General features: G+C 70.0%; 18 protein-coding genes. 9 read left to right on the forward strand and 9 right to left on the reverse strand.

Features of this window, described 5'->3' with window-relative positions; all coding sequences use genetic code 11:
• The first annotated feature begins 34 nt into the window (after positions 1–34).
• The 5 genes from AABA78_RS22955 (at position 35) to AABA78_RS22975 (ending at position 3,543) form a co-directional block, all read left to right on the forward strand.
• A complete protein-coding gene (locus tag AABA78_RS22955) occupies positions 35–535 on the forward strand; it encodes a hypothetical protein (RefSeq protein ID WP_338265754.1) in 501 nt (166 codons plus the stop codon).
• Between the two features lie 39 nt (positions 536–574).
• Positions 575–889, forward strand: coding sequence for a hypothetical protein (locus AABA78_RS22960; RefSeq protein ID WP_338265756.1), 315 nt, complete (start codon positions 575–577; stop codon positions 887–889).
• A gap of 6 nt (positions 890–895) precedes the next feature.
• Positions 896–1,435: an inorganic diphosphatase gene (locus AABA78_RS22965; protein WP_338265757.1), complete on the forward strand. Its 540-nt coding sequence runs from the start codon at positions 896–898 to the stop codon at positions 1,433–1,435.
• A gap of 6 nt (positions 1,436–1,441) precedes the next feature.
• Entirely contained in the window at positions 1,442–2,329 is an 888-nt protein-coding gene (locus AABA78_RS22970) for a CHAD domain-containing protein (RefSeq protein WP_338265759.1), read from the forward strand.
• 323 nt (positions 2,330–2,652) lie between these two features.
• Positions 2,653–3,543, forward strand: a complete 891-nt coding sequence (locus AABA78_RS22975) for an RNA polymerase factor sigma-32 (RefSeq protein ID WP_171413924.1) — start codon at positions 2,653–2,655, stop codon at positions 3,541–3,543.
• A gap of 104 nt (positions 3,544–3,647) precedes the next feature.
• Here AABA78_RS22975 and AABA78_RS22980 read toward each other — a convergent pair whose 3' ends face one another.
• Positions 3,648–4,514, reverse strand: a complete 867-nt coding sequence (locus AABA78_RS22980) for a hypothetical protein (RefSeq protein ID WP_338265764.1) — start codon at positions 4,512–4,514, stop codon at positions 3,648–3,650.
• A 159-nt stretch (positions 4,515–4,673) separates the two neighbouring features.
• Here AABA78_RS22980 and AABA78_RS22985 point away from each other — a divergent pair, with 159 nt between their 5' ends.
• Both AABA78_RS22985 and AABA78_RS22990 read left to right on the forward strand, forming a co-directional pair.
• Positions 4,674–5,930, forward strand: a complete 1,257-nt coding sequence (locus tag AABA78_RS22985; protein ID WP_338265766.1) for an Hsp70 family protein — start codon at positions 4,674–4,676, stop codon at positions 5,928–5,930.
• Positions 5,931–6,445: 515 nt separating this feature from the next.
• On the forward strand, positions 6,446–7,015 hold the full coding sequence (locus AABA78_RS22990; protein ID WP_338265768.1) for a hypothetical protein: 570 nt from the start codon (positions 6,446–6,448) through the stop codon (positions 7,013–7,015).
• A 22-nt stretch (positions 7,016–7,037) separates the two neighbouring features.
• Here the strand turns inward: AABA78_RS22990 and AABA78_RS22995 are convergent, their stop codons facing one another.
• From AABA78_RS22995 to AABA78_RS23025, 7 genes are all read right to left on the reverse strand, one after another.
• The gene (locus AABA78_RS22995) at positions 7,038–7,556 is read right to left on the reverse strand and encodes a hypothetical protein (RefSeq protein ID WP_338265770.1); all 519 of its coding nucleotides are present in this window, start codon (positions 7,554–7,556) and stop codon (positions 7,038–7,040) included.
• 15 nt (positions 7,557–7,571) lie between these two features.
• Positions 7,572–8,054, reverse strand: coding sequence for a hypothetical protein (locus tag AABA78_RS23000; protein WP_338265771.1), 483 nt, complete (start codon positions 8,052–8,054; stop codon positions 7,572–7,574).
• Between the two features lie 248 nt (positions 8,055–8,302).
• Entirely contained in the window at positions 8,303–9,196 is an 894-nt protein-coding gene (locus tag AABA78_RS23005) for a hypothetical protein (RefSeq protein ID WP_338265774.1), read from the reverse strand.
• A gap of 4 nt (positions 9,197–9,200) precedes the next feature.
• Entirely contained in the window at positions 9,201–11,822 is a 2,622-nt protein-coding gene (locus AABA78_RS23010; protein ID WP_338265776.1) for a TonB-dependent receptor domain-containing protein, read from the reverse strand.
• 30 nt (positions 11,823–11,852) lie between these two features.
• Positions 11,853–12,665: an OmpA/MotB family protein gene (locus AABA78_RS23015; RefSeq protein ID WP_338265779.1), complete on the reverse strand. Its 813-nt coding sequence runs from the start codon at positions 12,663–12,665 to the stop codon at positions 11,853–11,855.
• Positions 12,666–12,782: 117 nt separating this feature from the next.
• Complete coding sequence (locus tag AABA78_RS23020; RefSeq protein WP_253895086.1) at positions 12,783–13,379, reverse strand: chalcone isomerase family protein; 597 nt, start codon at positions 13,377–13,379, stop codon at positions 12,783–12,785.
• Positions 13,380–13,568: 189 nt separating this feature from the next.
• On the reverse strand, positions 13,569–16,598 hold the full coding sequence (locus AABA78_RS23025; RefSeq protein WP_338265784.1) for an ATP-binding response regulator: 3,030 nt from the start codon (positions 16,596–16,598) through the stop codon (positions 13,569–13,571).
• A gap of 167 nt (positions 16,599–16,765) precedes the next feature.
• On the opposite strand from AABA78_RS23025, the gene AABA78_RS23030 reads away from it, so the two are divergent.
• Complete coding sequence (locus AABA78_RS23030; protein ID WP_338265786.1) at positions 16,766–18,952, forward strand: molybdopterin oxidoreductase family protein; 2,187 nt, start codon at positions 16,766–16,768, stop codon at positions 18,950–18,952.
• Between the two features lie 363 nt (positions 18,953–19,315).
• Here AABA78_RS23030 and AABA78_RS23035 read toward each other — a convergent pair whose 3' ends face one another.
• Positions 19,316–20,392: a lysylphosphatidylglycerol synthase domain-containing protein gene (locus AABA78_RS23035; RefSeq protein ID WP_338265789.1), complete on the reverse strand. Its 1,077-nt coding sequence runs from the start codon at positions 20,390–20,392 to the stop codon at positions 19,316–19,318.
• A gap of 281 nt (positions 20,393–20,673) precedes the next feature.
• On the opposite strand from AABA78_RS23035, the gene AABA78_RS23040 reads away from it, so the two are divergent.
• Positions 20,674–21,660, forward strand: a complete 987-nt coding sequence (locus AABA78_RS23040; RefSeq protein WP_338265791.1) for a zinc-dependent alcohol dehydrogenase family protein — start codon at positions 20,674–20,676, stop codon at positions 21,658–21,660.
• The last annotated feature ends 11 nt before the right edge of the window (positions 21,661–21,671 follow it).

A 21,671-nucleotide genomic window follows, 5' to 3' on the forward strand; every position in this document is an offset into this window, starting at 1 on the left:
GAATCCCCGGCGCGCGGTGCCTAGCTTGGAAGGCATGATCGAACCTCTCGCTCCGCCCCGCATCGTGTTCCGTGCCCTGGGTCCCGGCCTCGTCGGCGCCGCCGCGCTGACGCTGGTGCACGAGAGCGCCCGGCGCGTGTTGAAGCACCCGCCGCGCATGGACGTGCTGGGCATGCGCTCCCTGGAGAAGGGCATCCGCTTCTTCGGCGGCGAGCCCGCGAAGGGGCGCCGGCTGCACCGTCAGACATTGGCGGGAGACCTCCTGTCCAACGGCCTCTTCTTCTCGCTGGTGGCGCTGGGACGTCCCAAGCGGCCCTATCTGCGCGGCGCGGTGCTGGGTCTGCTCGCCGGCCTGGGCGCGGTGGTGCTGCCCCCGAAGCTGGGGCTGGGCCGGGCACCCTCCCAGGCCCGTCCGTCCACGTCCCTGCTCACCGTGGCCTGGTACACGCTGGGGGGTCTGGCCGCGGCCCGCGCGACACGGAAGCTGGTGGCGCGCCATGAGTCAGCGCTGCCCCTGCATCAACGCGAGCAGTGAGTGGAAGGGATTGCAGGCGGTGGACTACAAGTCCCCGCGATGCATTCCATCAACATCCCGTCCGGGGAGCTGAACGAGTTCGACCTGCCACCGGTCTGTGTCGTCACCGGTGAGCGGGAGGGCGTGGTCTTCAAGCCGGTGAAGTTCTCCTGGTATCCGCGCTGGATCGGCCTGCTCGTCCTCTTCAACCTGCTCATCGCCATCATCGTCGCCTCCGCGATGACGAAGCGGGTGAAGGGGACCCTTCCCTTCACGGAAGAGGCCTGGAGCCGGTGGAAGCGCGGGCCAGGGTTGGCGAGTGAAACTCCCGGTCCGGGGGCACTTGCCGGAGTCGGAAGGGCGACCCCAGCCTGAGGGTCCATGGCCACCGACTTCACCCGCCTGCCGCTGCGCGGCGAACAGGATGCGTTGCACGTCGTCGTCGAATCGCCCCGCGGTTCGACGGTGAAGCTCAAATACGACTCGAAGCTCCAGGCCTTCATGCTGTCCCGGCCGCTCACGCGCGGCTTCCGCTACCCGTTCGACTGGGGCTTCATCCCCAGCACGAAGGGCCCGGACGGGGACCCGCTGGACGCGCTGGTGTACTGGGACGTGCCCACCTGGCCCGGCGTGGTGCTGCCCTGCCGCGCGCTGGGCGTGCTCCAGGTGGACCAGAAGAAGCGGGACTCGAAGAGCGGCGAGCGCGAGCGCAATGACCGCCTGCTGCTCGTGCCGGTGAACGCCACCCGCTCGGACCACCTCAACTCCTATCAGGACCTGTCCCAGCGCGAGCGCGAGGAGCTGGAGCACTTCTTCCTCGCGGTGGTGCACTTCGCGGACAAGGACGCGCGCATCCTCGGCTGGGATGGCCCGGACGCCGCCGAGCGCATGGTCCGGCAGTACGCCCTGAAGGAGGACTGACGCGCCATGCCCCCTCCCACTCCCATCCGGGGCCTGGGCCCCGACACCGCGCTGGGCGACGCCGCCCGCCGCATCCTCGCCGGCCGGCTCGCCGACGTGCGCCATCCCGAGGCCCAGCTGGACGGAGCGCTGGACGAGGACGGCGTGCACGACATGCGCGTGGCCACCCGCCGCCTGCGCGCCGCGCTCCAGGTGTTCCAGGCCACCGGCAAGCTCACCCGGCTGGAGACAGACGTGAAGCGCCTCCAGGACGCGCTGGGCGACGTGCGCGACCTGCACGTCCAGGACCAGTGGCTGGACACCGCCGCGAAGGGGAAGAAGGACGCGGACAAGGCGCTGGCCGGCCTGCGCCAGTCCCACCTGTCCGGACTGAAGGCCAAGGAGAAGAAGCTGCGCGCGGAGCTGGAGCGCTGGACGGACCGCACCGTGCCGCGCCTGCTGAAGAAGCTGGACTCGCTGGAGGACGCCCACCGCTTCGCCGGCAAGCGCGTGCGAAGCCACCTGCGCCAGCGCCTGCGCCGCGTGGAGAAGCGCCTGGAGCGCTACGCGGACGCGCCCGACGCCGCGTCCGCGCACGCCCTGCGCAAGGACCTCAAGAAGCTGCGCTACGAATTGGAGATCTTCCAGCCCGCCTTCCGCCGCACTGTGGGCGCGCTGCTGGAGGTCCTGGTGCCCCTGCAGGACGGCCTGGGAGAACTGCACGACGCGGACGTGCGCCTGGAGCTCTTCGAGCGCGCCGCCGCGGAGGCCCCGCCCGGCCAGCGCAAGGCCGCCCGCAAGCTGCTGCCCCAGGCCCGCGACGAGCGCGCGGAGCGCTCCGAGCAGATCGCCCGCGAGGTGCAGCGCTGGCACGCGGAGGCCATCCCCAAGCGGCTGCGCAAGGCGCTGACCTGACGCGACCGCCCGTTTCCGCACACCCGCCGCCCCGGTCCCCTGGTGTGGGGGCCGGGGCGTGCCTACATCCCTGCTGGATGTGATCCGCCCTGTGCCCGGGTCGGAGGCCAGGCAACCCTCCCTTCAGGGCACCCGGAAGAAGTGTCGGAACCCCCCGCTGTAAAAACTGCCGGGTTCCGCCCTAAGCATTGAGGCTCTTTCGCGCAAGTCACCGGAATCATTGAAGTTGCCCGGCGGCTGGCATTGGCCCGTGCGTTGCTAAAGGTCTCCCCGTCGCAGCAAACGGCGGTCACACACCCCGCCCTCTTCCCCGAGAGACCCCCATGCAGGCTTCCAACTCCTTCTCTTCCGCTGACTCGCTCTCCACGTACCTCTCGGAGATCAACCAGTACCCGCTGCTCAACCCGCAGGACGAGCAGTCGCTGTCGCGCGCCTTCCGCGCGGGTGACCTGTCCGCGGGTCACCGGCTGGTGACGAGCAACCTGCGCTTCGTGGTGAAGGTCGCCTACGAGTACCGCTCCTACGGCCTGAAGATGTCCGACCTCATCCAGGAGGCGAACATCGGCCTGATGAAGGCGGTGCAGAAGTTCGACCCGGAGAAGGGCATCCGCCTCATCTCCTACGCGGTGTGGTGGATCCGCGCGTACATCCAGAACTACGTGCTCCGCAACTGGAGCCTGGTGAAGCTGGGCACCACGCAGGCGCAGCGCCGGCTGTTCTTCAGCCTGGCCCGCACGCGCCGCGAGCTGGAGAAGCTGGGCGCCGGCGAGGGCGGCCACATCGTCAACGCGGATGAGATCGCCAAGAAGCTGAACGTGAAGCCCGCGGAAGTGCGTGAGATGGAGCAGCGCATGGGCGGCCGGGACCTGTCCCTGGACGCGCCGGTGGGCGAGGACGGCGACGCCACGCACCTGGACTTCGTGGAGTCGGAGGCCGCCTCCCACGCGGACGAGGTCGCCGACCGGCAGCAGGCGGGCCTCACCCGCACGCTGGTGCAGCGCGCGCTGATGCGCCTGGATCCGCGCGAGCGCTTCATCATCGAGCAGCGCGTGATGAGCGACTCCGAGATGACCCTGAGCGAGCTGGGCGAGCACTTCGGCTTCTCCCGCGAGCGCGCCCGCCAGCTGGAGATCCGCGCCAAGGACAAGCTGAAGGCGGAGCTGGCCAACCTGATGGCCGAGGCCGGGCTGGACCAGGCCGAGCTGGCCGCGTAACGCGCAAGGCACGGCCTTCAAGGCTGCGACACTTCACGGCCCCGGACCCTCGCGTTGGGAAGCGCGAAGGCACGGGGCCGTGGCATGTCCGGCGTCTTTCTTCTCTACCGGGGCACGCCGGGCGAGGACTCGCCGCTCTCCGGCGCGGCGGGCGCGGCCGGCTGCGCGCGGGACGTGGCGTCGATGCGCAGGGCCTGCGGCTCGCCGCTGTTCGCGTCCGTGCGGTAGGAGGCCCGGACCTGCGCGCCCTCCTGGATGTCCGCCGCGCTCGCGGCCCGGCCGTCCACCTGTACCTGCGTGCCGGGGCCCACCTTCAGGCGCAGCTGGGGTTCGCCGGCCTGGCTCACCAGCACCTCCTGGGCGCTCGCGCTCAGCACGTCACCGGAGACCTGCTGCTCCTGCTGCTGCACGGCCTGCGTGTTCCGCGCGGGCGCGGCCTGCGTGTTCCGAGCGATGGCGGCCTGCTGCGTGGCGGCGTTCTGGTTCGCGGCCTGCTGCTGCTGGGCGCTCTGCTGGGCGAGGCGCTGGTTCGCGGCGGCGCTGTCGTTGGAGGCCTGCTGCTGCTGGCTGGCGAAGTTCTGCTGCGCCTGGCGCTGGGCCTGCAGCGCGCTGGCCTGGGCCTGCTGGGCCACGGACTGGGCCTGCTGGGTGCGCGCCTGCGCCTGCTGCTGGCTGGACTGGGCCTCCTGGGCCTCCTTCTGGGCCTTGGCCTGGGCCTCCTGGAGCTCCTGCTGCTTGTGCTGCACGTCCTCCTGGGCGCGGGCGGCCTCGCGCTGCTGGCTGGAGGCCTCCTTCTGCGCGTCGCGCGCGTCGTCGAAGGCCTTCTCCGACTGGGCCTGGGCCTGTTCCACCTGCTGTCCTGGCGTGTTCTCCGCACGGTCCTGGCGGGAGCGGTCTCCGTCCTGGCAGGCGGTGGTGCCCAACGTCAGTGCGGCGACTCCGGCACCCAGCCATGCTGCGCGCGATTTCATGGGGTTCTCCTGTCAAAGGGATGACAGGGCAAAGATGGCGAGCGCTCGCGAGGCGCCAAGCCATGGCACCGCGAGCGCCCGCCCGTCCGCCCGCCCTGCGGCAGGCGCTCACTTTGGGGCTACCGCGTCCGGAGGAATGGCGATAAGGGGCGCCCCCCCATGCGCGCCTGCGGACTCGACTTCGGAACCAGCAACACCGCCCTGGCCCTGCCGGACGGCACCGTGTTGCCGCTGCAGCCCCACACCCCGGAGCCCCGGCTGTTCCGCTCCGTGCTCTTCTTCGCGGAGGACGAGCGGGAGGTCTTCACGGGCGCGGACGCCATCCAGCGCTACCTGGAGGACAACAACGGCCGGTTCATCCAGTCCGTGAAGTCCTTCCTGCACAGCTCGTCCTTCCGGGCCACGCAGGTGAAGGGGCGCACGTTCACCATCGAGGACCTGGTGGCCATCCTCCTGCGCCGCGTGCGCGAGGCGGCCGGGGCGCACCTGGGCGAGGCGCCGGACGCGGTGGTGCTGGGCCGGCCCGCGGTCTTCACGCCGGATGCGGAGGCGGACGCGCTGGCGGAGAAGCGCCTGCGCAAGGCGGCGGAGCTGGCGGGCTTCACGCACGTGCAGTTCCTCATCGAGCCCATCGCGGCGGCGCTCGCGTACGAGGCGCGGCTGCAGAAGGACGAGCTGGTGCTGGTGGCGGACTTCGGCGCCGGCACGACGGACCTGACGCTGATGCGGCTGGGCCCGTCGCGGCGGGGGAACCTGGACCGGCGGCCGGACGTGGTGGGCTCCACGGGTGTGCGCATCGGTGGTGACCGCTTCGACGCGGAGATCATGCGGCACAAGCTGTTGCCGCGCTTCGGGGCGGGGTCCACGTACAAGGTGAAGGGCTTCAGCCACAAGCGGCTGCCCATTCCGCAGCACGTGCTGGCGAAGCTGCTCAACTGGCACGAGATGTCCTTCATCCGGGAGAAGTCCACGCAGGAGCTGCTGGAGGTGATGCTCGACACGAGCGACCACCCGGCGGAGATTCAAGCGCTCTACGACCTGGTGATGGACAACCTGGGCTACCGGCTGTTCCGGTCCATTGAAGCGGCGAAGGTGAAGCTGTCCAGCGAGGCGCAGGCGACCATCGACTTCGACGAGGCGCGCATCCACCTGCACGAGCCGATGACGCGCGGGGAGTTCGAGACGGCGGGCCGCACGTTGTTGGATGAACTGTCGCAGTGCACGGAGGGGCTGTTGGCGAAGCACCCGGAGGCCAGGGACATTGACGCGGTCTTCCTGACGGGAGGTTCGTCGCAGATTCCGGCGGTGCGGGAGCTGTACGTGAAGCGCTTCGGAGAGGAGCGCGTGCGCACGGCGGACGCCTTCACCTCCGTGGCGGAGGGCCTGGGCCGCGCGTCCGCGTGGCTGACGGGGTGAACCATGGCGGGACAGGCAGCACGGCGACGGTGGCTTCCAGTCGCGGTCGTGCTGTCCCTGCCCACGGCGTGTGTCGGGCCCACGGACCGGACCGTGGTCACGGGGCGGATCCTTCCGAAGCAGATCCGCTTCGTGACGCTCCGGGAAGCAACGCCAGGGGAGGAAGGCGGTCAGCGCTCCGCCTGTGTCCACATCCGGATTACTCGCGCCAACACAAGCGAGTCAGTGCTGTGCAGGTTCGGCGTTGAGACGCCTCTGCGAACCCATGAGGGTGTCATCTCCCTACCGCTGGCGCAGCGCATCGCGGCGGACCGTATCAACGAGGCTTCCCAGGCGGTCTTCAGCTCCGCCACCCTCGACTCACCGCTCGGAATGCTTTGTGAGTTGATGAAGGCACAGCTTAGAACGACCTTCGAGGCGTCCCTTGCCGGAGCCCGATTCAGGGCGCAATGCGATGAGCGGGCGCCTCCCGTGCTGTTGGGAACGTGAATCTCTGACGCTGGAGCCATCGCGCCATGCCACCCAGCACGAATGAACTGCTGACCCTCGTTCGCCACTACTGGCCTGCTTCGTACGAGGAGTCCCTGGACGACGCCCATCCTGAGCTCAAGCGTCGCCGAGAGCGTTGGGCGCAGATGCGACAGCAGAACGAGCGCTGGGAGGACTTCCGGCGGCAGCTGGGCATGCGTCTTCCAGACTTCACGCTGGCGGAAGCAAGCACGACCTCCCAGGCATCCTTGCGCTGCGCCGTCTATCCCGCGAAGGGAATCCCCATGCAGCCCGTGCCCTGGGTCCTCGTGGGCTGCATGAGCATCCTGGCGCCGGTCTACACGGTGTATGGACTGACGTTCGACTACGAGGGACGCAAGCGCGGCAAAGCCCACCTGCACCTGCCGCCCCTGCCCGCGGCCATGAGTGACACCGCGAGCATCATCGCCCTGGAACTCGAGGCCCACTTCCACGTCACGGCGCTCCCGCCCGAAGTCGCGGCCCTTCCCGTCCCCGTCACCGTGGAGTGGACGCGTCCACCCCGGACCACCCTGTTCGACGCGCTCTTCGACAGCGAGCCCACCATCGTCCCGTGACGCGTGGGACGAATGAGCCCAGCTACGGGGCCCCGCCATCCGACGGGGGGCCTTCCAGGACTCCTGCATCCATTTCTGAAGGCACCGGGAGGGGGGCGGGTTCCGCTCCCACACTGCGCCGCAGGATTCGACCGTCCAGGCTGACCGCGTAGCGCGCGCCGGTGTCCACGCCAATGAAGGTGTCTCCACAGGCGTCCGGGTCCTCGTGGATCAGGATGAAGAAGAGGTCTCCCTGACGGATGACACGGTAGCGATACGCCTCCGGTGTTCCCCAGCACGGCGTGTCCTTGGACCGAGCAGGGAAGAAGTCCTCCATCGCGACCTGGACAGCGTGAAGCAACCTGCCGTCCAGTTCATAAGCCTTCGTGTCGGCCCCCACCTGCACCGCTGACTGCGCGTAGAACGCCGGGAACGCGATGCTCCGGTCGCCTTCCCAGTCAGGAGGCCGGGTTCCTTGCCCGCGCAGACACCCCACCAGCAACAGCGCTCCCCCCACCAGGGTCAGTCCTCCGCAACGAATCGCACTCGTCAGTCGTGGCATCCGCGGTGCTCCTGCCTAACGTGTCGGGACGAACCGGAACTCTGTCTCGCTGTCCCAGGTAACGGAGCCTGCCCGCGTCCTGCGCCAATGGCCTTCTTCATCGGGCGTCCATCGCACTACTTCCGTGCTCCCGTAGGTGTATTCATAGAAGCCGTCGCAGCCCGTGGAGTTCCCGGAGGAACCGTCGGAGAAGAAGGCGATGATTCCAATGGGAAGCCGCCCTGCCTTCGTTTCGACGTATCCCCCGTGGATCCGCACCATCTTCGCCAGCGCGGCGAGGTCCCGCTCCGAGAGGTTGGTGGGCGTCGCTGGGTGGTTGTGGAGGAAGTAGAGGTACTTGAGACTGTCGGGTGGATACCGAGAGTCCTCGACGAACGCGGGAGCCCTGCAGCCCTGCTCGAACTGGTTCCGTGTGGCGTCGGAGCTCTCCACCAGCTTGCTCAACGCATACCGGTCGTCCGGGACGTAATACAGCCAGGCGCAGTACTCCTTCGACATGCGCCAACGCACATCGAAGTTCGCGGCCCCCGCGTTTCCCGCCGTGGCGTTGCGTTGGGAGAGGATCAGGGGACAGGCCGCCAGGAGTGCATCCCACGCACTATCGAACAGCGGTGTCCCCGGCATCGGGCCTTCCAGCCGGGAAGGCATTCCCCTGGGGTCGAAGCGCACGACGCCCGGGGGCGGCGGCGAAGCACACCCTCCCAGCATCAGGGCTCCCCACAACAGCCCGCGCGCGCTCACGGCCCTCAGGGCCCCACGTCCACCGTGCGCGTCGTCCAGTCCGTGCCGCCGCGGCCGTCCCGGGCCACCACCCAGACGGTGATGCGCTCGGGGGTCGCGGCCGTCGTGTACGTCGTCGTCGGGTCTCCGGGCTTGCCGTCCACCGGCTCCAGCGAACGGAATGACCCCACCTCGCCCTCGCCCGTCGCGAACCAGCTGTAGAAGACCTGCTCCGTCTTCGTCCCGTCCTCCGTGGCGTAGACCTCCTCGCTGCCCTCACCCAGCACCGGCGTGAACGTCACCTCCGTGTCCAGCGGCAGCGGCCCCACCAGCGGCGCGTCGTTCCACAGCACGTCCTGCATCACCGGGTTCTGGTTGGGCGCGTCCGTCGAACGCAGCGTGATGCGCCGCACGCCCCGCTCCACGCCCCCCGGCGTCCCGCTGCCGTCCGTCGCCTCGTAGCCCACGAACAGCGGAATCCCCACCCGCAGCGCCTCCTGCACCGCCGGGTCGTTGAAGTCGAACGTGCCGCCGTCCCCGCCACCCGTGTTGCCCGTGGCCTTCTGGAACGACTCGATGAGCAGCGCCTGCACCGCCGGGTCGCTCAACGACAGCACGCCATTCTGCAGCGCCACCCCGCTGTCCCCCGGACACGCCGTGTCCCCGTAGGGGTTCACGTCCGCCCGGCACAGCGCGTACGTCACCGTCACCGGCCGCGCGTCCGGCGTCACCGCCAGCGCGGTGAACGTCACCGGCGGCGGCAGCGTGGAGGCGTCCGGGTCCAACACCAGCTCCGGCGGCTCTGCCTTGATGGCCAGCACCCGCACGCTGCGAATCTCACTCTGGGCATCGAAGTCGGCGCCACCGCACGCGCTCAACCCCAGCAAGGCAATGGCACACAGGAGGATGGGAGTGCGCATGGCGTCAGAAGGCTCCCTTCAGGCCGAGCACGGGCAGGATGGGCAGGCCCTTGAAGAACTCGCGCTCTGAATAGTTGTAGTTGTAGGCCACGCCTTCAACCGACTGGTTGTTGTAGGCGTTCGTCAGGTCCAGGTAGACGTCCAGGTTCCACGTGTCGAAGACGATGTTCTTGTCCACGCGGATGTCCAGCTGGTTGAACGACGGCAGCCGCTGCGAATTGACCAGCCCGTAGTACGGGATGAACACGTCCGTCGTGTCGTCGCGCTTCGCCCCCTGCACCGGCGTCGTCGGGTTGCCGGACGCGAAGCGGAACCGCGCGCCCACCTCCCAGCCCTTCGGCAGCTTGTAGCTGGCGATGGCCGTCAGCACGTGCGTCTGGTCGTTGTCGAACAGGCGCCAGCGCGCCCCCGGCGCGTCCCGGCGCTCGCTGCGGCTGAGCGTGTACGAAATCCAGCCGAACAGCCGGTCCGTCAGCGCGCGGCGCACCAGCAGCTCGAAGCCGTAGATGCGCCCCACGCCGCCGTTCTTCAGGTTCTCCGGCACCGACTCGCCGTCGCGCTCGACGCGCGCGTTCGAGCGCACGATGAGGTCGTCCAGGTCGTTGTAGAAGACCTCCGTCCCCACGAACCACTCCGGCCGCGCCTGCCACTCCGCGCCCACGCTGTACTGCAGCGACCGCTTCGCCCCCAGGTCCGGGTTGCCGAATCCCGGCGACGGCTCGTCCTGCACCGGCGGGCTGTGGTAGACGCCCGCGCCGCCCTTCAGCGTCAACGTCTCCGTGAGCGCATAGCGCACCGCCAGCCGCGGGTTCACCGAGCGCTTCACCTCCTGCTGGTCCGTGAAGACGTAGCTCTCCGTGCGCACGCCCGGCACCACCAGCAGGTCCTTGATAGGCCGCCACCGCACCTCCGCCCAGGCGGACGGGTAGTACTGGGTGAACTTCCCGTCGATGTTGATGAGGTCCTCCGTCACCAGCGGCGACGGCGGCTCGCCCTCGCGCGGCGGCTGCTGGATGCTGGCCGTCACCTTCGCCAGGTTCGTCACCACGTCCAGACCGCCCGCCACCGTCACGCTGTCGTTGAAGGCGTACTCCACCGTGGGCCGCAGATACAGGTCCGTGGACGCGATGCGCAGCCCGCGCTCGCCAATCTGGAAGTCCAGGAGGGTGTTGCCGATGAGCCCGTGCGTGTCGAGCGTCAGCTTGCCCTCGCGGAACTGGTGCCGCAGGCGCAGCTGGTTGAAGCCCGTCGTCACGTCCAGGCTGCCATTGACGGACGGGTCGCCGTCCGCCGGCTGATCCAGCAGCAACGCCAGCCGGTCGCGCGACGTCAGCCCCTGCAGCGTGAAGGTGTTGCGGCTGTTCGGCTTCCACACCAGCTTCGCCTGCGCGTCGTAGTAGCGCGGCGCCACCTGGAGGCTGTCGTCGTCGAACGGCACCGCCTTGAGCACCAGGTCGATGTACGAGCGCCGGCCGCCAATGGCGAAGCTCAGCGTGTCCGTGATGGGGCCCTCAATCACCGCGTTGGATTCAATGAGGCTGATGCCCACCGTGGCGTGGTAGCGGTCCGTCCGGGGCTCGCGGCTGCGCACGTTGATGACGCCGCCGGTGATGTCGCCGTAGTACGCGGAGAAGTTGCCGGGCAGGTAGTCCACCGCCTCCAGCAGGTCCGAGTTGTACACGGAGGTGAGGCCACCGAAGTGGTACAGGATGGGGATGCGCAGGCCGTCCAGGAAGACGCCGGACTCCTGGGGGCTGGTGCCGCGGATGACCAGCGCGCCGCCGTTGAACGCGGGCCGCGCCACGCCCGGCAGGTTCTGCACCACCTTGAGCGTGTCACCCTGCGTGCCCGGGATGCGCTGCACCTCCGCCACCGTGATGGTGGTGCGCGTCACCTCCTTGCGCTCGCGGTCGCTTCTCACCACCGTCTCGTACTGGCTGAAGATGCGCTTCTGCACGTAGTACGTGGCCTGCGTGAGCTTGCCCTCTTCAATGGTCTCCTGCGTCTTGAAGCGGTCGTAGTTGCCCAGCACCACGACCACCGGGTGCGTGCCCACGGGGACGCCCCGGAAGGAGAAGCGCCCCTCGCTGTCCGTGACGGCGGAGCGGTCCAGCTCCGTGAGCACCACCTCCGCGCCCACCAGCGGCTTGCGCGTGCCGCGCTCCAGCGCCTGGCCGCTGAAGTTCACCGGGCCCTGCGGCTCCTGGACGCCGCCGTCCGCGGACGGGGCCTCCGGGGGCGGCTCCGGCGCGCGGAAGACGAACTGGTAGGCGTACTGGATGCGCACCGGCGCGGGGACGTTGTCCACCTCCGCGGGCTCGAACTGGAACTGCTTCACCGCCTCCACCGCGGCCTCGTCGAAGCCGTGGCCCGCGGGCTGGGTGATTTCGACGTTCGTGACGGCGCCCGTCTCCGAGATGTCGATGAACATCACCACCGTGCCCTCGAGCTGCTGGGCGGCGGCGTCCGGCGGGTAGGCGGCTTCCACCTGGCGCAGGAGGGCGGGCGGCTTCGTCAGCACGCCCGTGGGAGCGCCAGCATCGCCGGCGGGGGTTCCTGCGTCCGGAGCCTGTGCCACGGCCCCGGTCGCAAGCAATACACAGATGACGCAGAGGAGCGTTCTCATGAAGGGTGCGCGGGTCTCCCGCGCCCCCTCCTAACGCCCCCCGAGGCTCGGGGCGAGCACGATTTCAATGCGCCGGTTCTGGCTCTTGTGCTCCGGCGAGTCGTTGGGCACGAGCGGCTGGTACTGCCCGTAGCCCGCCGCGGACAGCATCGTCGGGTCCACGCCCGAGTCCTGGAGCGACCGCACCACCGCCATCGCGCGCGCCAGGCTCAGCTCCCAGTTGGTGGGGAACTGTCCGCCGCCGGTGGGCACGTCGTCCGTGTGGCCCTCCACGCGCACGATGCGGCCCTGCACCGTCTTGAGCGCGTCGGCGATCTTCACGAGCGCTTCCTGACCTTCCTTGCCCACACGCGCGGAGCCGGACGCGAAGAGGATCTTGTCCTTGAGCTGCACGGTCATCCGGCCCTTCATCTCCGACAGCTCAATCTTGCCGTCGGAGATCTCCTGCTTGAGCGACTGGGCCAGGTTCTCGTACTCGGAGCTCTTCTTCTCCAGCTCCTCCTTCGCCTGCGCGAGCTTCTTGGCGTTGCGCCCCAGCTCGTCGTTGAGCGCGGCCAGCTGCGCGTTCTTCTCCTCCAGGGCGCGGCGCTCGGCCGCGGCGCTGGTGAGGCGGTTCTCGGAGGCTTCCAGGCGCGTCTGCAGCGCGGTCTTCTCCTGCTCCAGCGCGGCCTGCTTCTCCTCCAGCGCCTTGATCTTCGCCTCGGCCGCCGTGCGGGCCGCCTTCTCATCCGTGAGGTTCTTCGTCAGCCCCTCGGCCTCCAGGGCCTTCTCGTTGAACTTCCCCTGCGAGACGCAGCCCGTGGAGAGGGCGACGAGGGCAGCCAGAACCAGACGTGTCCGCATAGGTGCGATTCCTCCTGACAAGGATGTTGGTGGGTCTGAGAGTACCGCGCTCAGACCCGCCGCCTAGGAGAAACGCGCATCCAATTTGAGGCCAAACTTCCCCGCTGGACGAGCGGCCTACTTGGGGAAGATGGGGTGGGTGTCCAGCCAGGAGCTGAAGAGGGCGTCCGCGAAGGGCTTGCCCGGGATGTGGACGCCGCCGGACGCGCCGCCGGAGACGTGGAGGCCGGAGCCGGGCAGGTAGGTGAGGACCAGGTCGTCGCCCTTGCGCACGTCATGGAGGGACGACAGGAGCTTCTCCAGGGACTGGCTGAGGGCGTCCTCGCGCATGGCCGGGTTCTGGCGCAGGCCTTCGCGGAAGCTGCCCACGAGCTGGTCCTTGGTGATGGTGCGCAGGAAGCGGAAGTGCAGGCGTTTCAGGCTGTTGGACGCCACGGCCTCCTTGAAGCAGGAGGGCTCCTCCTCCATGTAGAGGCTCCAGACGTAGATGTTGAAGAAGAGCTTCTTCTTCAGCTCCATGTGGGTGAGCGCGAGCGTGCGCCCCTCCACCTGGAGGGAATCCGGCATGTTGACCCCGCCCGCCTGTCCCGCATGGGCGATACCGCCCACCAGCAGGAGCATCCCCAGCGCGAGCCCTCGCGCCCCCGTCTTCCACGCCGTCCCCATCATCGCCTTCCCCTTCACCCCTGAGTCGGTGATCGCAACGGTGCGCATGCTCTTAAAAACCGCCACCGGCCGCGATCATTGGTTTGTGCACCATTGGACGGCAACGAACGCCCCAAGGCAAGGCTGTTGGGGGCGCAAACGACTCCCCGGCCGGAGGGTGGACGGGGCGGATGGCGCGAGGTGTCACGAAACCCGGGAGCTGGGCCTACTCAGGAAGGGTCGAGCCGCTGCTCCGGGTCATCCCAGGACTCCCGAGAACGTCAGGACGCCGGGAGCCTGCGTGTGCGCGGCGCTCCGGGGCAGCAACACCACGAAGCACGCGCCTCCGTCCGGCGGCGCCTCCACGGAGATCCTGCCGCCGTGCGCCGCGATGATCTGCTTGGAGATGAAGAGGCCCAATCCCAGCCCCCCCGCGTGGCGCGAAGCGATGCCCCGCTCGAACCGGTCGAAGATGCTGTCCCGCTGTGACTCCGGAACCCCGGGGCCGTGGTCCCGCACCTCCAGGCGCACCAGGTCGCCCCGCGCCTCCAGCCGCACCGCCAGCGGCCCTCCCGGCGCGTACCGCATGGCGTTGGTGATGAGGTTCGTCAACACCTGCTCCAGCCGCCGCAGGTCCGCCGCCCACGCCAGCTTCGGCGGGGCCTCCAGCGTCGCCAGACACCCCGTCTGTGCAAGCTGCCCGGACAGCCGCTCCAACACGTCCGACGCGAGCTGCGTCAGGTCCACCTCCTGCACGGCGAGCTCGAACGTGCCCGTCCGGATGCGGGCCACGTCCAGCAGGTCCTCCACCAGGCGCGTCAGCCGGTCCACCTGCACCAGGGACACCTTCAGCGCCCGCGCCAGCCGCTCCGGGTTCGGAGCGCGCCCCTCCACCACGGGCTTCACGTGCCGCTCCGCCATCTGCAATTGCAGCAGCAGGGACGTGATGGGTGTCTTCAGCTCATGCGAGGCGATGGAGAGGAATTCGTCGCGCGCGTTGAGCAGCGCCTCCAACCCCCGTTGGTGCTGCGCCAGCTGCTCCGCGTGCGCGTCCTGCTCCGCCGCCCGCAGCCGCATGGCCGCCATGGTGAGCTGCGCCCGCACGCGGGCCAGCAGCTCCCTCGCCGCGAACGGCTTCGTCAGGTAGTCGTCCGCGCCCAGCTCCAGCCCGCTCGCCGTGGCCTCCTCCCCCGCGCGCGCGGACAGCAGGATGACCGGCAGCGTGCGCAGCGCCTCGTCCGCGCGCAGCTGCTTCACCAGTTGGATGCCGTCCATCACCGGCATCATCACGTCCGACAGCACCAGGTCCGGCCGCGACTCGCGCGCCGAACGGAGCGCCTCCGCCCCGTTCGCCACCGCCGTCACGTCGTAGCGTTGCGACAGGAGGCGGCGCACGTAGTCGCGCATGTCCGCGTTGTCGTCCGCGAGCAGGATGCGCGGCCGCGGCCCGATCTCCACCACCGGTGCCGGAGCGTGCGGCTGCGCGACCGCCCCGGGCAACGGATCCTCCACGCGGTCCACCGACCAGCGCAGCGCCTCCTCCACGAACGCCTCGACCCGGATGGGGTTGGCGGGAGGCCGCTCCGCCTCCGGCGCCGGCAACGCCTTCGAGAAGCCACGCCCGAACGGCACCCGGACGCAGAAGGTGGCCCCCTGCCCCTCCACGCTCTCCACCTCCACCGAACCGCCGTGGAGCTTCGCCAGGTCGTGCACGAGCGCGAGCCCGATGCCGCTGCCCTCGTGCGTGCGCCCCCGGGCCTCCTTCACCCGGTGGAAGCGCTGGAACACCTTGCCCAGCTCCGCCTCCGGGATGCCGATGCCCGTGTCCCGCACCGACAGCCGCGCGAAGCCGCCCTCCCGCTTCAGCTCGACGCGGATCTCCCCGGCGTGCGTGAACTTGAACGCGTTCGACACGAGGTTGAGGACGATCTTCTCCCACATGTCCCGGTCCACGAAGACCGGCTCCCCGAGCGGCTCCGCGTCCACCACCAGCCGCATGCCCGCGCGCTCGATGGCGGAGCGGAACGCGCTCGCCGCGTCGCGGGTGAGGACGGACAGGTCCGTGGGCTCCACGGTGGCCTGGGCGCGGCCCGCCTCGATGCGGGAGAAGTCGAGCAGCGCGTTCACCAGCTTGAGCAGCCGCAAGGCATTGCGGTGCACGACCTCCAGCTCCCCGCGCGCGCCCTCCGGCAACGCCCCGCGCAGCCCCGCCAGCAGGTCCTCCACCGGCCCGAGCATCAACGTCAGCGGCGTGCGGAACTCGTGGCTCACGTTGCTGAAGAAGGCCGTCTTCGCCTGGTCTATCTCCGCGAGCGCCTCCGCCCGGCGCCGCTCCGCTTCATAGGCCCGCGCGTTCCCGAGCGCCGCGCTCACCGCCCCGCTCAGCATCTCCACGAAGGCGCGATAGAGGTCGTTCAGCGGCAGGCGCTGACTCACGCCGATGACCAGGTACCCGAGCGGCGATTCCACGCCCGCGACCCGCACCGGCAACACGAAGGACGTCTTCACCGGCTCCGGGTAGGGCCCCGCGACGACCGGGCCGAAGCGGGCCTCCAGGTCCGTGACCGGCTCCACCCGGCCGCTCGTCGCCGTCCGCGCCAGCGGCCACGTGGCGTCGTCCGCGGGGTCCTCGAGGCGGACGACCTCCGGCGCGAACGGCGTTCCGGCCTGGGTCCCACATACGCCCTGGAGCCGGGCCTCGGTGCCATCCGGGGACGTCAGGTAGAGCAGCGCGAAGGGCAGGTCGAAGGCGTACTCCCCCAGCGTCGCGAGCAGCAGGGCACACGCCTCCTCGAACACCAGCGCCTGTCCCGCGCTGTCGGCGATGTCTCGCAGGGCCCGCGTCCGCCGCTCGGCGAGCATCGTGGGCGTCGTCTCCGTCACCGGGTGGAAGAGGCCCACCACCTTGCCGGACTCGTCGCGGATGGGGCTCAGCGAGAAGGTGAAGAACGTCTCCTCGGGATAGCCGTTGCGCTCCAGGAACATGCGCTGGTTCTCGAGGTAGGACGTCTCCCCGGCGAGCGCGCGCTCGAACGGCTCGCGGAGGGCTGACCAGGCGGAGGCCCAGGTGACCCGGTAGCTCTCCCCCATCGCGCGCGGGTGCACCGCGCCGCACAACACGCGGTAGCCCGCGTTGTAGATCTGGTTGTGGCCCTCGCCCCAGATGATGTTGATGGGGAAGTTCGACGCGAGGCACAGGCTCACCGTCGTGCGCAGGCTCTGGGGCCACGACTCGATGGGCCCCAGGGGAGACTTCGACCAATCGAGTGAGGCGATGAGGGCGGCCATCTCGCCTCCGCCTGCAAGCCATTCGAGCTTCCCGGGGAGCGGCGCCATCGTGAGGAGATAAGTACCCTGGTACGAGCCATCAAGGCGGAAGACCGATTCTCGGGCGGTTGGACCGTCCGTCACCCAACGGTCCCCCACGCAGGGAAGCCGGCGTAGTCTCCCCGCCCATGAGCGCTTCCGCCCCGCCCCAGGTCCACTTCCGCACCTGCAATCTCTGTGAAGCCATGTGCGGCGTGCGCATCGAGGTGGCGGACGGGCGCATCACGTCCATCAAGGGAGACGCGGAGGACCCCTTCAGCCGGGGCCACATCTGTCCCAAGGCCGTGGCGCTGCGCGACCTGCACGAGGATCCAGACCGGCTGCGCCACCCCCTGAAGCGCACCGCCTCCGGCTGGGAGCGCGTGTCCTGGGAGGACGCCTTCCGCGACATCAGCCAGCGGCTCCATGACCTCCAGAAGGAGCACGGGCCGAACACCGTGGGCGCGTACCTGGGCAACCCCAACGTCCACAACCTGGGCGCGATGATGTTCGGGCCCATGCTGCTCCGCGCGCTGCGCTCCCGGAACAGGTTCTCCGCCACCTCCGTCGACCAGCTCCCCCACCAGCTCGCGGCCCACTTGATGTTCGGCCACCAGCTGCTGGTGCCCATCCCGGACATCGACCGCACGCGGTACATGCTCGTGCTGGGCGCGAACCCGCTCGCGTCCAATGGCAGCCTGATGACGACGCCAGACGTGCGGGCCCGGCTGCGCGCCATCCAGGAGCGCGGGGGCAAGGTCGTGGTCATCGACCCGCGCCGCACGGAGACGGCTGCCATTGCCGACCAGCACGTCTTCATCCGCCCTGGCACCGACGCGCTCGCCCTCCTCTCCCTGCTGCACGTCGTCCTGGAAGGCAACGAGGGGAACGCGCACCGCATGGGCCGGCTGGCGGCGTTCGTGGACGGGCTGGACACCGTGGTGCCGCTCGCCCGGGACTTCCCTCCGGAGCGCACGGCCCCGCACACGGGCATCGCGCCGGACGTGCTTCGCGGCATCGCGCGGGACTTCCTCGCCGCGGACGGGGCCGTCTGCTACGGGCGCGTCGGGGTGTCCACGCAGCCGTTCGGCTCGCTCTGCCAATGGCTCATCAACGTCCTCAACATCGTCACCGGCAACCTGGACCGCGAGGGCGGCGCCCTCTTCACCCTGCCCGCCTTCGACCTCATCGGCGGGCCTCGCGCGTTCGGCGTCAGCCCCGGCAGCCATGGCCGCTGGAAGAGCCGCGTGCGCGGCCTGCCGGAGTCCTCCGGGGAGCTGCCCGTCGCGGCGCTCGCGGAGGAGATCCTCACCCCGGGCGAGGGCCGCATCCGCGCGCTCATCACCGTGGCCGGCAACCCCGTGCTCTCCACGCCCAATGGCACGCAGCTGGACACCGCGCTGGGCCAGCTGGACTTCATGGTGAGCGTGGATCCGTACCTCAACGAGACCACCCGCCACGCGCACTACATCCTGCCGCCCGCGTCCCTGCTGGAGCGCGGACACTACGACCTGGTCTTCCACGTGCTCGCGGTGCGCAACACGGCGAAGTACTCGCCGCCGGTGTTCCCCGCCGGGCCTGACTCACGGCAGGATTGGGAGATCCTCCTGGAGCTCCAGCACCGGCTGGAGACCCTGCGCAAGGGGCGGAGCGTCCGCGCGCTGCTCCAGCACCAGGCCCTCAAGCGGCTGGGGCCGGAGCGCCTCCTCGACCTGGGCCTTCGCATGGGGCCCTATGGCACACGCTTCCATCCGCTCAAGCAGCACGGCCTGTCGCTCGCGAAGCTGCGCGCCGCGCCGCATGGCATCGACCTGGGCCCGTTGAAGCCCAGCCTGCCCGGCCGGCTGCGCAACCGCTCCAAGCGCATCCAGCTGGCGCCGGAGCTGCTCGTCGCGGATGTGGCCCGGCTCCGCGCCGCGTTCCCGGATGACGCGGCGCCTCGCGAGGGCGAGCTGCTGCTCATCGGCCGGCGGCACCTGCGCGACAACAACTCGTGGATGCACAACGTGCCGGGGCTGGTGAAGGGCCGCCCCCGCTGCACGCTGATGATCCACCCGGATGATGCCTCCCGCCTGGGCCTCGCCGAAGGCGGCAGCGCCACCGTCCGCTCACGCGTGGGAGAGGTCACCGTGCCCGTCGCCGTCACCGCCGACGTGATGCCCGGCGTCGTCAGCCTGCCGCATGGCTACGGCCACCAGCGCCCAGGCATCCGCCAGCAGGTCGCCAGCGCGCATGCGGGCGCCAGCATCAACGACCTGACGGATGATCAGGCGCTGGACCTCGTCAGCGGCAACGCCGCATTCAGCGGGACACCGGTCCAGGTCCGACCTGCCTGAGCCCCAAACACCCGGAAGGTACACCGCTGGTCTGCTGCGGTTCCTCGAAACCTGTCCGACTGTCGGACAAGTTCATCCGCCCGGATGGGGCGGAGGCGCTCCCGCCACGGCTCTCCAAAACCTGTCCGACTGTCGGACAAGATCATCCGCTCGGATGGGGCGGAGGCTCTCCCGCCACGGTTTTCCAAAACCTGTCCGACTGTCGGACAGGTTTCCGCCGCGTGGGTGGAGCGGACGCCCCCGGCCCCTGTTCCCAGAACCTGTCCGACTGTCGGACAGGTTCGTGGGGTGCTCCGCCGACGGGCGCCCCCCGTAGGGTTCTCACCTTCTCAATCCATGTGGACGGGCTTCATGTCCGCGGGGTTAGCGGTACACCGGCGCGGGCAGCACGGGCGGCACCACCGGCGCGGCGGCCGACACCTTCGCCTTGGCACGCCACACCAGCGGCGTGAGGGCCCCCACCAGCACGAACACCGCCTGCACCGTGTGCGCGAGCAGCGCGATGGACATGGCCTTCGCGGCCGTGGTCCCCATCACTCCCGCCGCCAGCGAGAACATCCCGTCCGTCACGCCCACCTGTCCGGGCACCAGCGAGCCCATGGCCAGCGCCACCAGGTAGAGCCCCTGCGTGAAGAGCGCCTGCACCACCGTCGCGTCGATGCCCACCGCGTGCGCCAGCACCGCGTACTGCATCACCTGCAACACCCGGCTGCCCAGGAACGCCATCATCGGCCGCCACGGACACAGCCCTCCGGCGCACACCGACGCCTGGAACGCCTCCGCGTGCGTGCCCCACTTCCCGCACCGCCCGCGCATCCACGCGCCCAGCCGCTTCGCCCGGAGCGCCGCGCGCACGCCCAGCGACGCGAGCAGCAACACGAAGCCGTGCACCAGCATCGCCACCGTGAACGCGCTCCAGCCCGTCATCGCGTAGGCCGCCAGCGCGCACGGGAAGGAGATGAGCCCTCCGGCGCCCAGCGACGCCGACTGCGACGTGGCCGCAGCCGCAGCCGCAGCCGCGCCTCCGGTGTAGGGCGTCAGCATCGTCGCCTTCGTCGCCTCCGCCGCCGTCCGGCCCGCGGGCGCCATGCTCGACACCGCGGTGCCAATCAACTGCGCGCGCACCAACACCGACAGGGGCACCTGCCCGGAGCGGGCGCCGTAGGCCAGGCGCGTCGCCGTGGCGTCGCAGGCCTGCCGTCCCATTTCGAGGAACACCACCCAGGGGAGCAGCGGCAGCGCGTCCGCGAGCGTGGTCTTCAGCTCACCGGCGCCCGCCTTGTGCACCAGGGTGGCCAGCATGCCCAGGCCCCCCATCGCGAACACCGGTTTGAGCACCGTCAGCAGCCGGCGTCTCCAGACGCACGGTGCGGCGGAAAGCCCCTCCCCGACGACGGCCCCCGGCCCGGCCAGGGCCCCTTCGCGGTGCACGTTGCTCACACTCGCCCTCCTCGCCCGTCCCCACCCACCCCACCGAGGGGCCCATTTCAGAACCTGTGCAGCCCCCACCGTCATGGCGAGGCCCGATCGTCGACGGTCGTCAGCCTCCTTCCTCTCGCGTCCGCGGGTGGACAGAGCGCCATGCCCTCGGGGCGACGAATGCAGGCGGGGTGGATCCATCCACCCGTGGATGCACCCCGCGCATGGGCGGCAACGCACGCTCGGCAGCAGGACGGAAGGCGGTTAGGGTGACGCCGCCTTCACAGCGCGGGAGCAATGCCATGAAAGCAGTGCGCTTCTCGGCCTTCGGGCCGCCCCCCGACGTCGCCCAGGTGGTGGAGGAGTCGCCTGTGCCATTGAAGCCCGGTGAGGCACGGCTCGCCGTGCTCGCCACGCCCATCAACCCCTCCGACCTGCTCACCCTCTCCGGCGAATACGGCGTGCTGCCCAAGCTGCCCGCCACGCCCGGCAACGAGGGCGTGGGCCGCGTGGTGGAGGTGGCCGGCTCCGACGCTGTGTCCGTGGGCGACCTCGTGTTCCTGCCCCTGGGCTCGGGCACCTGGCGCACCCACCTCACCGCGCCCGCCGCGCAGCTCTTGCCCGTGCCGCCGGGCCTGGACCTGCTCCAAGCGAGCATGCTGCTCATCAACCCGCCCACCGCCTACCTGATGCTGCGCCAGTTCGTGACGCTCCAGCCCGGCGAGTGGGTGGTGCAGAACGCCGCCAACTCCGCGGTGGGCCGCTACCTCATCACCCTGGCGCAGGTGATGGGCCTGAAGACCGTCAACGTCGTGCGCCGTCAGACGCTGGCCGACGAGCTCAAGGCCCAGGGCGCGGACGTGGTGCTGCTGGACACGGATGAGCTGCCCCAGCAGGTGCGCGCGGCCACGGGCGGCGCGAAGGTGCGGCTGGGCATCGACGCGGTGGGCGGCGACTCCGCCCGCAGGGTGGGCGACTGTCTGACGACGGGCGGCGTGCTGGTGAACTACGGCGCCATGAGCGGCAAGGGCCCCATGCTGTCCGCGGCGGCCAGCATCTTCAAGGACGTCACCCTGCGCGGCTTCTGGCTGACGCGCTGGCTGCGCGACGCCCCTCGCGAGGAGCAGAACGCCACGCTCGCGCGGCTGGCGGAGCTGATGGCGGTGGGCACGCTGCAGGCGCCCGTGGACGGCACCTATCCGCTGGAGCGCATCCAGGACGCGGTGAAGCGCGCGCTGGAGCCGGGCCGCAACGGGAAGATCCTGCTCACCCCCAACCCCGCGGCGTGAAGCACCCGCCG

This window comes from Corallococcus caeni (genome assembly GCF_036245865.1).
Lineage (GTDB): Bacteria > Myxococcota > Myxococcia > Myxococcales > Myxococcaceae > Corallococcus > Corallococcus caeni.

Coding starts and splice junctions, on each gene's coding strand:
- AABA78_RS23010 (WP_338265776.1), bottom strand. CDS start 11,822: ATGAGAACGCTCCTCTGCGTCATCTGTGTATTGCTTGCGACCGGGGCC.
- AABA78_RS23030 (WP_338265786.1), top strand. CDS start 16,766: ATGAGCGCTTCCGCCCCGCCCCAGGTCCACTTCCGCACCTGCAATCTC.
- AABA78_RS22985 (WP_338265766.1), top strand. CDS start 4,674: ATGCGCGCCTGCGGACTCGACTTCGGAACCAGCAACACCGCCCTGGCC.
- AABA78_RS23005 (WP_338265774.1), bottom strand. CDS start 9,196: ATGCGCACTCCCATCCTCCTGTGTGCCATTGCCTTGCTGGGGTTGAGC.
- AABA78_RS22965 (WP_338265757.1), top strand. CDS start 896: ATGGCCACCGACTTCACCCGCCTGCCGCTGCGCGGCGAACAGGATGCG.
- AABA78_RS23015 (WP_338265779.1), bottom strand. CDS start 12,665: ATGCGGACACGTCTGGTTCTGGCTGCCCTCGTCGCCCTCTCCACGGGC.
- AABA78_RS23000 (WP_338265771.1), bottom strand. CDS start 8,054: ATGTCGAAGGAGTACTGCGCCTGGCTGTATTACGTCCCGGACGACCGG.
- AABA78_RS22990 (WP_338265768.1), top strand. CDS start 6,446: ATGCCACCCAGCACGAATGAACTGCTGACCCTCGTTCGCCACTACTGG.
- AABA78_RS23020 (WP_253895086.1), bottom strand. CDS start 13,379: ATGCGCACCGTTGCGATCACCGACTCAGGGGTGAAGGGGAAGGCGATG.
- AABA78_RS23025 (WP_338265784.1), bottom strand. CDS start 16,598: ATGGCCGCCCTCATCGCCTCACTCGATTGGTCGAAGTCTCCCCTGGGG.
- AABA78_RS22955 (WP_338265754.1), top strand. CDS start 35: ATGATCGAACCTCTCGCTCCGCCCCGCATCGTGTTCCGTGCCCTGGGT.
- AABA78_RS23040 (WP_338265791.1), top strand. CDS start 20,674: ATGAAAGCAGTGCGCTTCTCGGCCTTCGGGCCGCCCCCCGACGTCGCC.
- AABA78_RS22960 (WP_338265756.1), top strand. CDS start 575: ATGCATTCCATCAACATCCCGTCCGGGGAGCTGAACGAGTTCGACCTG.
- AABA78_RS22980 (WP_338265764.1), bottom strand. CDS start 4,514: ATGAAATCGCGCGCAGCATGGCTGGGTGCCGGAGTCGCCGCACTGACG.
- AABA78_RS22995 (WP_338265770.1), bottom strand. CDS start 7,556: ATGCCACGACTGACGAGTGCGATTCGTTGCGGAGGACTGACCCTGGTG.
- AABA78_RS22975 (WP_171413924.1), top strand. CDS start 2,653: ATGCAGGCTTCCAACTCCTTCTCTTCCGCTGACTCGCTCTCCACGTAC.
- AABA78_RS22970 (WP_338265759.1), top strand. CDS start 1,442: ATGCCCCCTCCCACTCCCATCCGGGGCCTGGGCCCCGACACCGCGCTG.